The sequence below is a fragment of the Prochlorococcus marinus str. MIT 9107 genome (genome assembly GCF_000759855.1).
GTDB lineage: Bacteria > Cyanobacteriota > Cyanobacteriia > PCC-6307 > Cyanobiaceae > Prochlorococcus_A > Prochlorococcus_A marinus_N.
In genome coordinates, this window is sequence record NZ_JNAI01000006.1 from 50,907 (window position 1) to 64,218 (window position 13,312).

The window sequence follows — 13,312 nt, forward strand, 5'->3', positions numbered from 1 at the left end:
TATTATTGATTTTTTTTCAATTCTCCTTTATTAAAAATAAATGCAATAAGCAAGATTGCGAATGTAATAACAGCACAAATTTCTGTCCAATAATCTATTCCAATTTTTGAAATCATTAATGGTGCCAAAACTGTAAATAATCCCCCTGATAGAATTAATTGTGCGAATAACTGTTTAGATGTAAAAATTGGTAGAGTCCTGGAAATATTTTGGGGATCTGCAAGCCTCAAAAGGAGTAATCCAGAAGCTACTACACCTGTAGAGTTACCAAACTCTATCAAACTTTTTTCGAACCAGTAATCTTTAAATATAAAGTATGCAAAATAAGCAATACAAATTAAATTCCAAAATAAACCGAAAAGAGTAAACACTAAAATTAGTATCCAATTTTCAAAAACAACAGCGATGTCTAAGCTTGCCATAGCTGTAAAAATCAATAAATCTGTAGATAGAATTCCAATCTCTCTCTGCAAAATATTTGAAATAAATTCTGTATTTTTTGTTTTTTCTAAAATATATCTAATAAGTAGCGAGCCTATAAGAATAAAAGGGAATACTGGGAGTGAAAAAATAATTTCTTTAGAAAATTCACCAAAAAAACTTGAGATATATCTTAAAATTTTAAGTAACAATACACCAAAAGAGATTGCCATACCGGAGAATCCAAGATTTATTATCAAAATTCTTAAATCTGCAGAAATTCCTATTTTAGTGTTTTCCTTTAGATCAACCTTTTTTTCAGAAATTGTCTCAGTATCTGAAAGACCTAAAGTTCTGCCAAGAAAAATAAATATGCTGCCCAACAATGAAGAGGATAAAAGACCCATTGTTGCCATAGCCAGACCAAGATCTAAACCATTTGGAAAACCTAGTCTATTAAAACTTGCACCGATTATAGTTGCAGCTCCATGGCCTCCCTCAAAACCGACCTCGATCAAACATCCCATTAGAGGATTTGTATCCATCGATGGAGGTAAAAAATATTTAACCACTAGCCCACCAACGAAGAATTGCCCGAAACCTAGTGAAAGAGCAAGCAAAAACTGATTAAATATTGGTTTAACTAAACCATTTATATTTGGGATGGGTCTGCCCATCATTAAAGTTGCGAAGACCAATGATAAAAGTGGAGTAGGGAAATTACTCCAAACATTAATAGTTTCTTTTGGCAAGAGGTGTATCGTTCCAAAGGGACCTATAGATATACCTAAAATTCCGGATATAACTGCTATTGGAAGTCCAAACCTCTCCAGCTGAACAGCCAGCTTAAATCTCCTTCCAAATATCAAGAAGAAAAATATAATCAAAAATCCAAGAAAACTTATTAATAGAGAATTTGAAAAAATATCTTTGTTCTGTAGAGAAAAAATATTCAATGATTTCAATAACATATAACTACAAATCTAAATTAACAAACAAAATTTTTCAAATAAAAAAAGGCTCCTGTAATAGGAGCCTTTTAATATAAGTGATGAAATTTGAGAATTAATCTTTAAGAGTAACTGTTGCACTATCAATATTACTGATAGCATTTGTAACTCTCTTGAAATCAAAGCCTAGTGCTCTTAAAGCGTGCCATAAATGACCTTGAATAAAGAAGAATCCAAAATAGTAATGAACATTAGCTAACCATGCCCTTGATGTGTACTCACCGTCAGGGAGATCAACAGTATCCACCCAATATGGTGAAATACTAAATTTCAATTGAAGAGGTTCACCAAAGAATTCAGTAGGATAAACTGTAGTGTTAGATGCACTCCAGAAGGCTGCAACAATAGCCATCCAGCCTATTCCAGCTAGAGACCAAGATAGAACCGCCTCCGCTGAAAGAAGTCCTTTTCCTTTGAACTTGGTATATTCACCAACTTGCTTAGTAGCTATATGCCAAGCACCACCAGTAATCTCAACAAAAGCTAGGAAAGCATGGCCACCCATTACTTCTTCTAGACTGTCGATAGTCAAAAAGTCTGTTTGATGATTCCAAATTTTTGCCAAGTTTAATTCGTACTCAACCTGTCTTACAGAACCAAGAGCTGGATCATAAATACCGTGAACTCTTGCCCATTCAACAAAAGCAATAACTGCGAAACCAAGAATGATTAAGTGGTGGCCAAGAATAAATGTCAATTTGTCTGGATTATCCCATTCAATATTGAATTTTCTAGCTTTTGCGACATCAGAATCTTCTAAATTTCCAGGTAGAAGTAAAGAATGTAAAAGTCCTCCAGCAGCTAAAACCATAGAAGAAACTAAGTGAACTATTGCTATAGCAAGAACAGGTTTAGTGTCTCCCATCGCAACGCCATTAGCATCAAACCCTATTCCAAGAGTTGCCAAATGAGGAAGAACGATTAGAGGTTGATGCCCCATAGGGACGCTGGGGTCAAATCGTGAAAGTTCAAAAAGGGTGAAAGCACCGGCCCAGAAAACAATTAATCCTGCATGAGCTACATGAGCAGCAATGAATTTTCCTGAGCGATTTGCTACACCTGAATTACCAGCCCACCATCCGTAGGTAGTGTCTGGATTTCCATATGTTTGCATATTAGGAAATGATTAGCTTAAACGTTTTGAGAATACTTTATATTTCACCAAAGAGTTGAATTCACAACAAAATTGTAAAGGTTAGTAATCCTAGCCATAATTAATCAAAAAAATCATCTCAAGTAAAATCGCATGGCAAAGAAGTTAGATTTAATAAGAAAAGTTATTCTCAGAGATAAAAATTAAATAAAAAAAATCAAGATTTTTTCAACTCAGATATTTTTAATAAATTTCTTTTTGCTGACATTAAATAAAATTTTGTTTCATAAAAACATACTAATTATTGACCATTCTCAAACAATTATTAAAAAGGTGATAAGACACCTAATAAAATGGAAACCTTCCAAGAATCTCCTAGCAAAATTTCACAAAAAATGAAATCTGAGGTTGATTACAAAAAAGCTGCAAAATCCTACAGAGAATCAGAACAATATATAAAAATGATCAACTTATATCCAACTTTGCATAACACAATAATTGACTGTAAGGATGAAAATCTAGTTGAATAGCAATCAAATATATCTTTCTAAATTAATCTTCAAATAATATTTTTTTAAGCTGCATTACTAAAATTTTCTTCAACGTAAAATTTATTAATAATATTTCTACAAGTTTTTATATTGTAGAGGGCTTTAGGCCTCCAAGGTTTTTTTTGACCAAGAGGAGAGCTTTTCCAATGAATTCCAGGCTTAAGTATTCCATTATCACGTAAAAAAGAAAGTTTAATTTCAGTTATTCCTAAATTTTCAGCAGTTAGCTCGGAAGAGCTCCATATATCCCCTAACATTGAATTAAGTAAATATTATTAATCCTTAATAACGTTAATTTTAATTTTTTGAAAGGGGTAAAACTTTTAAATAATTGTTAATTGGCAAAAAGCCTAGTATCTATAGTAAAAAGCTGAAAAATATTTTTTATCTCAAATTAAGAAATATTAAACAAAGAATCCTCGTTAAGAAAAATTTTTTTAATTTCCTCTTTCTTTTTTAAAGATTTGAATCGAACATATTCTTGAGTAATCGATTCAGTTTTAAGGAGATTGAGCCATCCCTTTTCCCAATTACAACAGCTTGTTAATTCTTTTTCTGTAATTTTCAAATAAATTTCGCAATCAACAACCGAAACCATTAAAAAATATTTTTGTCCATTTTCTTTCGTCTTATTTACTAAGACAAAATGTCTTAAACCTTTTATAGGTTTTTTCGAAGTCCAGAAATTTTCCATTATTATTTTTTCTTTATATTTTTTTGAGAATCAACTCTAGATATTTCTTTATATTCTTTTCTAATTTCATCTAATAAAAGTTTTCTTTTATCCAGATAGAAAATAGATTCTTGTTTTGACAAGTTATATCTTTCTTTTTTAGTTAAATGCATCCAATTATTTAGATTCTTCTTATTGAAGGCTATTAATTTTTTAGATTTTAAAAATCTTTTTTTTCTATTTAATTTAAGCCAATTCCTCAAACAAAGGGAAATTAGTACAAAAAGAAGAATTATCATTAATTTGAGGAGCATTACTTTACAAGCAAGTTATTAATTAGCCACTTTTCCAAAGTAATATCATCTTCAAAAGATATTGCCAATTCTTTATTTTCAGTACTTGCTTTATCAAAAAGTCTTATAATGAATTCTTTATTAGCTGCTTCATCATCACCAATAACAATAATACTTTTAGCTTTTAGTTTATTTGCCTTTTTAAATTGTTTAGAGAAAGAGGCTCCACTCAAATCCAATTCAACTAATAAATCATAATTTCTTAATTTTCTTGATAAATCCATGGCTAATGTTTCAGAAATTAAGCCTTGATTAATAATATAAATATCAGTATTTCTTGGAGCTTCTAGCTCTTTTCCCGCGAGTAAGATTAATCTTTCTAAACCAATAGCGAAACCAATTGCAGGGGTGCTTGGGCCTCCCATTTGTTTTATTAAATCGTCATATCTACCTCCTCCGCAAACTGTAGCTTGAGAGCCTAGAGAACCACTAGTAATTTCAAAGGCAGTATGGGTGTAATAATCCAAGCCTCTCACTAGATTAAGATTTTCCAAGTAAGGTATTTTTAAAATCTCTAATTGTTTTTTTAAGTATGAATATCTTTTACGACTTTTTTCAGACAAAAAGTCAATTAATCTTGGAGCATTTTCAAGGATTTTTTTTGTTTGAATATTCTTACTATCGAAAATCCTCAAGGGATTTTTATCAATCCTATTCTGAGAATCTAGGTCTAGAGCCTTTTTGTTTGTTTTTAGCCACTTTAAAAAATTTTCCTGAAAATTTAATCTATCACTCAGATCACCCAACGTATTTATTTCAAGATTAAGTTCTTTTATTCCTAATTTTTTTAAGATGTCCCAAGCCAAAGCAATAATTTCAACATCACTTCTCACTGATTCATATCCTATAAATTCAACACCTAATTGATGAAACTGTCTTTGCCTTCCTGCTTGTGGCCTCTCATATCTAAACATAGGTCCCATATACCAAAGTTTTTGAAGGGGATTAGAAGATATTCCATTTTGTATTAATGCTCGTGCGACTGAGGCCGTCCCTTCAGGCCTAAGAGTGCAGGATCTCTCTCCTCTATCTAAAAATGTGTACATTTCCTTACTTACAACATCTGTTCCTTCACCAATTCCTCTTATAAATAATTCAGTCATTTCCAATATTGGTGTTCTTATTTCTTTGATAGATGATCTTTTAAGTTGCTCCAATACAATTTTCTCAACATTTTGCCACTTTATTAATTGATCAGGTAATAGGTCTACCGTTCCTCTAAGATTTTTTAAGTTATTCAAAGTTCTAGAAAATAATTCAAAAAATTTAATTTACTACAGAAATTAAATTTTATTGGCTGTTCTGTGAGACAATTTTAATTTAACATTTAGTAAACCTATTGGAAATCAATAAAAATAAAGAGAGTCAGCATTGTGGTACTAAACCAAAAAAAATTGCTTTTGGAATAGCACCGCTTGGTATTGTTTCAATAGGAATAGTACCAATGGGAGTAATAAGTATTGGAGTAGTTCCCATGGGTGTTTTTTCTTTTGGTGCCGTAGCAATGGGAATTATCAATTTGTCAGTGGTGGGGATGGGAATTATCTCTGGTGGCATTACAACTATGGGGGTATGGGAGTATTCACCTAATTCTCAAAACCACAATCATAATCAATCTAAACAAATTTCAAATTCAAACAAGAAAAATATAATGTCAGATCTTTTTAACACCAAAGAAGAAGCTGAAAAGGCTGCTTCAAGATACGGATGTATTGGAGCTCATGAAATGGGTAAAAAATGGATGCCCTGTAAAATGCACTAAATATTTACTTAATCAAAAATTAATTAAATATTAATTTAAAATCTCTACTCTAAAATCAAGACTTTTTGCCTCATCAATAGTTAATTTTTTTGACCAGGCTCCTTGCACAGGACTATTCCATCTAAAACCAGCATTTTTAGCTAATAGCCTATCATCATAACTAACCAATGCCTTGTATAAAAACCTAGGTTCAATAGCTTTTAGTAAAAGTTCCTCTAAATTATCACATTTTTTGAAGACCTCAGATAGATAAAAGCAATCAGACAAAGCTCTATGCAAATTCCAAACTGGTATTGAAAAAGATAAAGCTAAATGAGTTACAGAAGGTCTAGTTTTTAGTGATTTTTTAAAAGACCAATTAATATCCTCTAAACTGCAAATCCATTTTTTATTAAGTTTAGGCAATCTTCCCTTCCCAAACCATTTCTTATCAAACTCTACATTATGCGCAACAATGAAATCCGAACAATCAACAAGTTTTAAAAAGAAATTCAATCCATCTACCCATGGTTGAGGAATATTAGTTACTTCTGCAGATATACCATTTACATGTTCAGCATCATTGTTTTTTACCGGGAATAAAAATGAGACCTGTGAAAGTACACATTTAAAAGATACGTCAAACAAAATACAACCTATTTCTATCACTTCATCTTTGTTTTCATCTAACCCCGTTGTCTCGGTATCAAGAATTAAAATTTTTTCAATTTTTTTAATTTGATTATTAACATTTTTTTCAGAGGGGTTACTTTTAATTTGATCAGGAAGAAAATCCAATTGATTTAATTCTTTTTTGTTAGATAGTTCCAATTAGAAGAAAACACTTTAATTTATATTGACGCATTTATTAAAAATTTCTTTTAAATTTATATTTATTAAACAAATTTGATTAGAGAATAATTTTTAAAAATTTCTTAGATAAAAAAAATCATAAAAAATGACTTTTACAAAATATCAATTTAACAATTTTTGTTATTGGCCATCAAAACCTAAGAAAATTATAGAATTCATTGGTGGAAGTTACTTAGCATCTAAACCAGATTTAACCTATAGAAGATTTATAGAGAGCTTAATAAATAAAAATTACGCAGTACATGCATACAAGTACACTCCTCAATTTGATCACCAACAACTTTCTATTAAAGCATGGAAGGATTTTAAGAATTGCCGAATATCCATATCTAAAAGAATAGGAGTATCAATTCCATCAATAAGAATTGGTCATAGTCTTGGATGTAAACTTCATTTAATTTCTCCTGATGGTGGAAGAAATTGCGAAAGATTCATATCAATTAGTTTCAATAACTTTAGTGCTAACAAATCAATTCCATTTTTAAAACAGATTGCTCAAAGATTAGAATTCAACAGTGAATTCAGCCCAAGTCCAGAAAGAACTTTAAGAATAATTGAAAAAACTTATAATCAAAAAAATAATTTCCTTATAAAATTCAATTCAGACGAATTAGATCAAACAGATAAATTATTTTCTTGCCTTAAATCAAGAAAAGAAGATAATTCAAAGGGGATAATGTTAAATGGAACACACACTATTATTGCGAGTGCTGGACTAAGAGGAAATTTTTTAGGAGATTGGGCTGATGATAGTTTCAAAAGAAACACTATTAAAAAAATTTCTAGTTTAATTGATGAATTAGATTAGGATGTTTCTTTCAACTTTTCTAAAACAGAACTATCTTCAAGAGTACTTATATCCCCACTTATTTTTTCTCCAGCCGCCAATGATCTCAAAATTCTCCTCATAATTTTTCCACTTCGTGTTTTGGGAAGAGAGTCAGAAATTATTATTTTTTCAGGCTTAGCAATAATTCCAATTTCATTAACTACATGCTTCTTTAATTCCTCTAATAATTCTGCAGAACTATTCACATTCTTCTCTAAAGATACGAAAGCGACTATAACCTCACCTTTTAGATCATCTCTTCTACCAACAACAGCAGCTTCTGCAACTAATTTATGGCTTACCAAAGCAGATTCTATTTCCATCGTTCCTAGCCGATGACCTGAAACACTTATAACATCATCAACTCTCCCCATAATCCATATATATCCATCTTCATCAATACGTGCTCCATCCCCAGCGAAATAAACATTCTTTTCTCCTTTAAAAGAAATATATTCCCAATAACTCTCTAAGTATCTCTTTGAGTTTCCATGAATAGTTCTCATCATTCCTGGCCAAGGCTTCTTAATAATCAAATAGCCGCCCTCGTTTTCCTTTACCTTTTCTCCATTCTTATCGACAACTTCAACTTCAATTCCAGGTAAGGGATAAGTAGCTGAACCTGGCTTTGTCGCAACGACTCCAGGCAAAGGGCTTATCATCACACCCCCAGTTTCAGTTTGCCACCAGGTATCTACTATGGGGCATTTATTTTTACCAATAACATCTTTGTACCAAATCCATGCTTCAGGATTAATAGGTTCTCCAACTGTGCCTAAAAGTCTAAGACTTTCAAGATTATATTTATCAGGGATTTCACGTCCAGCTTTCATAAATGTTCTTATTGCTGTTGGAGCAGTATAAAAAATTGAAACCTTGTATTTCTGAACAATTTCCCAAAAAGCTCCTAAATTAGATGGCCTTGGAACACCCTCAAACATTAAGGTTGTAGCGCCATTTGATAATGGCCCATAAACGATATAACTATGGCCTGTAATCCAACCAACATCCGCTGTACACCAATAAATATCATCATCTTTTAAATCAAAAATCCATTTAAATGTCAAATGAGTCCAAAGATTATAACCTCCTGTAGTGTGTACAACTCCTTTAGGTTTTCCAGTTGATCCTGAGGTATAAAGAATAAAAAGTCTATCTTCGCTATTCATAATTTCGGGTTCACACCAACTTTTTTGATCTTTCAATAACTCATGCCACCAAAAATCCCTCTTATTTACCATTGAAATATTTTTTTTAGTCCTTTGAACAACTACTACTTTTTCAACAATTTTATCTGCTCCACTTTGAATTGCCGCGTCAACTGCCTTCTTAAGCTCAATAACCTTATCTTTTCTAAATCCACCATCTGCGGTAATAATATATTTAGCATTTCCATCAATTAATCTATCCTTTAAAGCTTCCGAAGAAAATCCCCCAAAGACAACTGAATGGGGCGCGCCAATTCTTGCACAAGCTAACATCGCAAACATCGCCTCAGGAATCATTGGCATATAAATACATACCAAATCCCCTTTTTTTACTCCAATTTCTTTAAGTGCATTAGCAGCTTTACATACCTCTTTTAGGAGTTCCTCATAAGTATATTTTTTGCTATCGCCAGGTTCTCCTTCCCATATAAGTGCAGTTTTTTCTCCACGTCCTTTCTTTATGTGTCTATCTAAGCAGTTATATGTAATATTGAGTTTTCCTTCTTTAAACCACTTAAAAAAGGGAGCATTATCACTATCTAATACACTTTGAAATGGTTCAAACCAATCTATTTCGGAATTTGCGAAAGATTCCCAAAATTTAATTGGATTATCTGAGGCTTGTTTTTTTAAACTAAGTAATTCTTTTTGAGATCTAATATTTGAGCTTTCTGCGAATTCTTTTGAAGGAGGAAAAATTCGCCTTTCGTCTAGAATATTATTTATTGAATTTTTTTTATCTAATGCCATTAAATGAATCTATTTTTAATAAACCTAAACGAAAAATTTATTGTTTTCAAAAATTTTAATAATAATTTAGCTGATAAATTTATTATTAAAAATCTAATAAAGGCGGCCAAGAACAAATTCAGGGAGGGCCATTAACGCCCTTTTGTACTCTGAATCAGGAAGCCAGACTATTGCTTCTTTAGAAAGCATGGCAAATTCCTCTGCTAGTTTTCTGGAATTTTCAATGGCTTTAGAATTCATTATGATACTTAGAGCATTATCTAAATCATCTTTTTCAGCAAGTTCTCGATTAATGAGAACAGACAATTTCTTATTCTCTTCTAATGCATATAAAACTGGTGCAGTAAGATATCCACTCGCAAGATCACTTACGGCGGGTTTTCCAAGTTGTTTATCATTTCCTGTAAAATCAAGGATGTCATCTACGACTTGAAAAGCTAGACCAACATTTTTACCAAACTCATAAAGTAAGTTTAATTTTTCGTCGTTGAGATTACTTAAAACTCCAGCTGCTTTACAACTATTAGCTATTAAAGATGCAGTTTTACAGTAACTTTTATTTATGTATTTGGAAAAAGATTGAGCTGAATCGAATCTATTTAAATTTTGTTTAATTTCTCCTTCAGCTAAATCCATTATCACTCTACTAAGTAATTTAACTACATTTACATTTTCAAGATTTGCCAGGTGCCAACTTGCTTGAGCAAATAGAAAGTCTCCTGCCAATACAGCGACTCTAGTATTAAATCTGCTATGTACAGTATCAACCCCTCTTCTTGTAGAAGCCTCATCAACAACATCATCGTGGACTAATGATGCTGTATGAATCATTTCAGTTATTTCAGCAAGCTTTTTATGTTTATCTATTAGAGTAAAATTATGGGATATAGCTTTTGAAATTAACAACACGATACCTGGTCTAAGTCTTTTCCCTCCTGCACTAAATAAGTGCTCAGCTGCTGCTTGAAGAATTGGATGACCAGCTCCTATTAAATTTTTCAGTTCAAGAATAAGATCATCAAGATCATTTTCAACTGGTTGTAGTAGTTCTGTTACTGTGTTCATGATTGACCTCATACATATATTAAAGAATCAAACATTGCTTCGGAGGTTAACCAATCTAATTTCTTTATTAATTTCAAGCCAAATTTTTACTTTTTTGAAAAATTCATCTTTTTTTGAAGTAACAAAAAATTGCACATTTTCGTAAGAAAGACTTTCATAGCGGTCAGTCTTTGTAATAAAAAAAGATTCATTAAATTTTTTTATTAACGCTTCTGATGGATCAATAATTTTTATATTGGTGTCTAATTTTTTTCTTAAAAAGTCATAAATCAAAGGATAATGACTACATCCAAGTATTAATTCTTCAATATTATTATCCAATAGTGGTCTTAAATACAAATCCGAAAGGTAATTTAACTTTTTAATATTTAGTTTTTCTTTTTCAATTTCTGATACAAATTCTGGACATTCTTGTTGAAATATCTTTAAATTCTCATTTTTATAACTTAAAGCGTTTTTATAATATGATGACCTGACAGTTGTTTGTGTTGCTAAGACACCAATTATTTGTTTACTAACTATTTCTGATACTGAGTTTATAAGTTCAAAACAAGGGATCCCTAGATTAGTTTCTATAATATCAAGAGCACATGCATTTGTGGTATTACATGCTATTAAAAGTGCATCCAAATTCTTGCCTTCAAAAAAAGTACAAATCTCTTTTGCAATGAATCTTATTTCCTTAAAATTTTTATTTCCAAAAGGGATTCTTTTTGTGTCCGCCAAGTAAAAAACCTCAACATCGTTTCGAGTTTTTAGTAAAGAATTAAGGATAGTAAAACCACCTATCCCACTATCAAATATACCTACTTTAATTTTCACCCTACTTTAGACAGATATTCGAGGATTCCTTTTGTAATTGCATAAGCTATCCTTTTACGATGTGCAGTTTTTTCTAATCTTCTTGCATCTAATCTTCCTGTTAAAAAGCCAATTTCCACAAGAACTGCAGGCATCCTAGTATTTTTAATTACGTAAAATCTACCTTGTTTAACCCCTCGATCAGGACTACCAGGGGAAACTCTTAGAATTTGTTTCTGAATTCTTTTAGCGAGTAATCTACCCCTCCAGCCTCTAAAGTAAAAGGTTTCTAAGCCATTAATATCTCTTCTTTTCCCTCTTGAGGCATTTGCATGAATACTTACAAAGATATCAGCATCAGTTTTGTTAGCGTAGGAAACTCTTGGAGGTAAATCCAAATCTACCTCATTTTTTCTTGTTAACCTTACTTTTACACCTTTGTCAGACAGTAAATTTTCAACTAGCTTGGAAACCTCAAGTACTACATCAGTTTCCCTTATCCCACCAATACCTATTGCCCCTGGATCGGGTCCTCCATGACCTGGATCAATAACTACCGTGAATTTATTTTGTTTTACGTTTGGCAATCGCAAGTAATCATTAGCACTTTTATTCATATAACTTGAGTCTTGGTTTGTTTTAATATTGCCTTTTCTCTTTTCAACTGAACCTTCACCAATCTCTTTAAATGAATATTTTGGTGTAAATAATTTAATTCTCCATATATTTTTGTTTAAGCCAACCATCTTCCAAGTCAAAGGAGTTAAATAAGGTTCTCCCTTAAATTCAATTACTAGTCTTGTTTTGCCCTTATTTGGTTTGCCTAACCTAATTTCTTTTATTGGACCATTACCTTTTATGATCCTCGGATTTTTTAATTCTCCATGGAAATCCACCCAGAATCTATCACCATATATTTGATTAGCCTTCTGAAAGTATGCTTTTAAATTTGAATTTGTTTTAGTTCTTAATTCTAAAATACCATTACTTTTTAAAACCCATGCCGCTAAAGAACTTGATGATCTTAAAGGCGGGATAAAAAAATTTAAAAATAAAAAAATGGCAATATAACGAGAAAGTTTATTACAAAAAAACTTTGACATTAGTTTGAGAACAATTTGTTTTTTCTATGTTTTAGGCTCGGCATCTGCTCCCTAATTTTCTTTACTCTTTCTTTATCAGCCGGTGCTATTGCAGCACCCTGTGTTTTTCCAGCATCAGATAAAACAGTTCCCCATGGATCAATTACCATTGCATGGCCATGGCTTTGTCTTCTTCCATAATGAATTCCAGTTTGAGCTGGAGCTACAACATATGCTGTATTCTCAATCGCTCTTGCTTGTAATAGGATTTGCCAGTGATCTTTTCCAGTAAAAGCTGTAAAAGCTGCGGGAATCATAATTAGCTCAGCACCATTCGAAGACAAATATCTATAAAGTTCAGGGAACCTCACATCATAACAAATAGATAATCCTACCCTACACAAACCTGGTACATCTACGATAGGAGGATATTCCTCGCCCGATAAAATAGTAGATGATTCCTTATATAAGTTACCATCCGGCAAATCAACATCAAATAAGTGAATTTTGTCGTATTTTGCCAAAATCTGTCCATCTTTTCCAAATAGTGCTGACCTATTAAAAGTGTGACTGTCTCCACCAGCAGGAACAGGATAGCCTCCCCCCAAAAGAAATACTTGATATCTTTGTGACATTGTTTTGAGGAAATTTGTGCACTTCATCGACAATTCAGAAGCTAATCTAAGTTTTTCATCATCTTCACCTAAAAAAGCAAAATTTTCGGGCAATCCTATTAACTCAGCACCTCTTCTAGCGGCTAATTCGATCTGTTCTTCTGCTTCAGCAAAATTTCGTTCAACATTTGAAGTACTTGTAATTTGCAATGCAGCTACCAAAAAATCAGTCAAGGCTTTACTCCTAGT

Annotated in this window: 15 protein-coding genes; 3 read left to right on the top strand and 12 right to left on the bottom strand. The window is 31.9% G+C overall.

Going from position 1 to position 13,312, the window contains the following annotated elements; all coding sequences use genetic code 11:
* Positions 1 to 2 precede the first annotated feature (2 nt).
* Positions 3 to 1,391 (bottom strand): sodium:solute symporter, encoded by a 1,389-nt coding sequence (locus tag EU92_RS05555; RefSeq protein ID WP_032513656.1) that lies wholly within the window; start codon positions 1,389 to 1,391, stop codon positions 3 to 5.
* A 94-nt stretch (positions 1,392 to 1,485) separates the two neighbouring features.
* A complete protein-coding gene (locus tag EU92_RS05550; RefSeq protein WP_032513655.1) occupies positions 1,486 to 2,544 on the bottom strand; it encodes a chlorophyll a/b binding light-harvesting protein in 1,059 nt (352 codons plus the stop codon).
* A 332-nt stretch (positions 2,545 to 2,876) separates the two neighbouring features.
* Here EU92_RS05550 and EU92_RS09860 point away from each other — a divergent pair, with 332 nt between their 5' ends.
* On the top strand, positions 2,877 to 3,053 hold the full coding sequence (locus EU92_RS09860; RefSeq protein ID WP_193741741.1) for a hypothetical protein: 177 nt from the start codon (positions 2,877 to 2,879) through the stop codon (positions 3,051 to 3,053).
* Positions 3,054 to 3,097: 44 nt separating this feature from the next.
* Here EU92_RS09860 and EU92_RS05545 read toward each other — a convergent pair whose 3' ends face one another.
* The 4 genes from EU92_RS05545 to hisS form a co-directional block, all read right to left on the bottom strand.
* Positions 3,098 to 3,331, bottom strand: a complete 234-nt coding sequence (locus EU92_RS05545; protein WP_032513654.1) for a hypothetical protein — start codon at positions 3,329 to 3,331, stop codon at positions 3,098 to 3,100.
* A 137-nt stretch (positions 3,332 to 3,468) separates the two neighbouring features.
* A complete protein-coding gene (locus EU92_RS05540) occupies positions 3,469 to 3,768 on the bottom strand; it encodes a TIGR02450 family Trp-rich protein (protein WP_032513652.1) in 300 nt (99 codons plus the stop codon).
* 2 nt (positions 3,769 to 3,770) lie between these two features.
* Positions 3,771 to 4,061: a hypothetical protein gene (locus EU92_RS05535; protein ID WP_032513650.1), complete on the bottom strand. Its 291-nt coding sequence runs from the start codon at positions 4,059 to 4,061 to the stop codon at positions 3,771 to 3,773.
* Positions 4,061 to 5,341 (bottom strand): histidine--tRNA ligase, encoded by a 1,281-nt coding sequence (gene hisS / locus EU92_RS05530; protein WP_032513649.1) that lies wholly within the window; start codon positions 5,339 to 5,341, stop codon positions 4,061 to 4,063. The genes EU92_RS05535 and hisS overlap by 1 nt, the downstream gene beginning before the upstream one ends.
* 98 nt (positions 5,342 to 5,439) lie before the next feature.
* Here hisS and EU92_RS05525 point away from each other — a divergent pair, with 98 nt between their 5' ends.
* The gene (locus tag EU92_RS05525) at positions 5,440 to 5,862 is read left to right on the top strand and encodes a GLTT repeat protein (RefSeq protein WP_032513648.1); all 423 of its coding nucleotides are present in this window, start codon (positions 5,440 to 5,442) and stop codon (positions 5,860 to 5,862) included.
* Between the two features lie 30 nt (positions 5,863 to 5,892).
* On the opposite strand, the gene EU92_RS05520 is transcribed toward EU92_RS05525, so the two are convergent.
* Positions 5,893 to 6,672: a 3'-5' exonuclease gene (locus EU92_RS05520; RefSeq protein ID WP_032513647.1), complete on the bottom strand. Its 780-nt coding sequence runs from the start codon at positions 6,670 to 6,672 to the stop codon at positions 5,893 to 5,895.
* Positions 6,673 to 6,799: 127 nt separating this feature from the next.
* Between EU92_RS05520 and EU92_RS05515 the strand changes: the two genes are divergently transcribed.
* Entirely contained in the window at positions 6,800 to 7,522 is a 723-nt protein-coding gene (locus tag EU92_RS05515; RefSeq protein ID WP_032513646.1) for a DUF1350 family protein, read from the top strand.
* On the opposite strand, the gene acs is transcribed toward EU92_RS05515, so the two are convergent.
* From acs to EU92_RS05490, 5 genes are all read right to left on the bottom strand, one after another.
* Positions 7,519 to 9,501 (bottom strand): acetate--CoA ligase, encoded by a 1,983-nt coding sequence (gene acs, locus EU92_RS05510; protein WP_032513645.1) that lies wholly within the window; start codon positions 9,499 to 9,501, stop codon positions 7,519 to 7,521. The genes EU92_RS05515 and acs overlap by 4 nt on opposite strands.
* Positions 9,502 to 9,594: 93 nt before the next feature.
* Complete coding sequence (sds, locus tag EU92_RS05505; RefSeq protein ID WP_032513644.1) at positions 9,595 to 10,566, bottom strand: solanesyl diphosphate synthase; 972 nt, start codon at positions 10,564 to 10,566, stop codon at positions 9,595 to 9,597.
* A 27-nt stretch (positions 10,567 to 10,593) separates the two neighbouring features.
* Positions 10,594 to 11,388 carry a glutamate racemase gene (murI, locus tag EU92_RS05500; protein WP_032513643.1) on the bottom strand — a complete coding sequence of 265 codons (795 nt, stop codon included), beginning with the start codon at positions 11,386 to 11,388 and terminating at the stop codon, positions 10,594 to 10,596.
* On the bottom strand, positions 11,385 to 12,470 hold the full coding sequence (locus EU92_RS05495; RefSeq protein ID WP_032513642.1) for an N-acetylmuramoyl-L-alanine amidase: 1,086 nt from the start codon (positions 12,468 to 12,470) through the stop codon (positions 11,385 to 11,387). The genes murI and EU92_RS05495 overlap by 4 nt, the downstream gene beginning before the upstream one ends.
* Positions 12,470 to 13,297 (bottom strand): carbon-nitrogen hydrolase family protein, encoded by an 828-nt coding sequence (locus EU92_RS05490; RefSeq protein ID WP_032513640.1) that lies wholly within the window; start codon positions 13,295 to 13,297, stop codon positions 12,470 to 12,472. The genes EU92_RS05495 and EU92_RS05490 overlap by 1 nt, the downstream gene beginning before the upstream one ends.
* Positions 13,298 to 13,312 lie beyond the last annotated feature (15 nt).

Coding starts and splice junctions, on each gene's coding strand:
- EU92_RS05545 (WP_032513654.1), bottom strand. CDS start 3,331: ATGTTAGGGGATATATGGAGCTCTTCCGAGCTAACTGCTGAAAATTTA.
- sds (WP_032513644.1), bottom strand. CDS start 10,566: ATGAACACAGTAACAGAACTACTACAACCAGTTGAAAATGATCTTGAT.
- EU92_RS05495 (WP_032513642.1), bottom strand. CDS start 12,470: ATGTCAAAGTTTTTTTGTAATAAACTTTCTCGTTATATTGCCATTTTT.
- EU92_RS05550 (WP_032513655.1), bottom strand. CDS start 2,544: ATGCAAACATATGGAAATCCAGACACTACCTACGGATGGTGGGCTGGT.
- EU92_RS09860 (WP_193741741.1), top strand. CDS start 2,877: ATGGAAACCTTCCAAGAATCTCCTAGCAAAATTTCACAAAAAATGAAA.
- EU92_RS05515 (WP_032513646.1), top strand. CDS start 6,800: ATGACTTTTACAAAATATCAATTTAACAATTTTTGTTATTGGCCATCA.
- EU92_RS05535 (WP_032513650.1), bottom strand. CDS start 4,061: ATGCTCCTCAAATTAATGATAATTCTTCTTTTTGTACTAATTTCCCTT.
- EU92_RS05555 (WP_032513656.1), bottom strand. CDS start 1,391: ATGTTATTGAAATCATTGAATATTTTTTCTCTACAGAACAAAGATATT.
- EU92_RS05540 (WP_032513652.1), bottom strand. CDS start 3,768: ATGGAAAATTTCTGGACTTCGAAAAAACCTATAAAAGGTTTAAGACAT.
- acs (WP_032513645.1), bottom strand. CDS start 9,501: ATGGCATTAGATAAAAAAAATTCAATAAATAATATTCTAGACGAAAGG.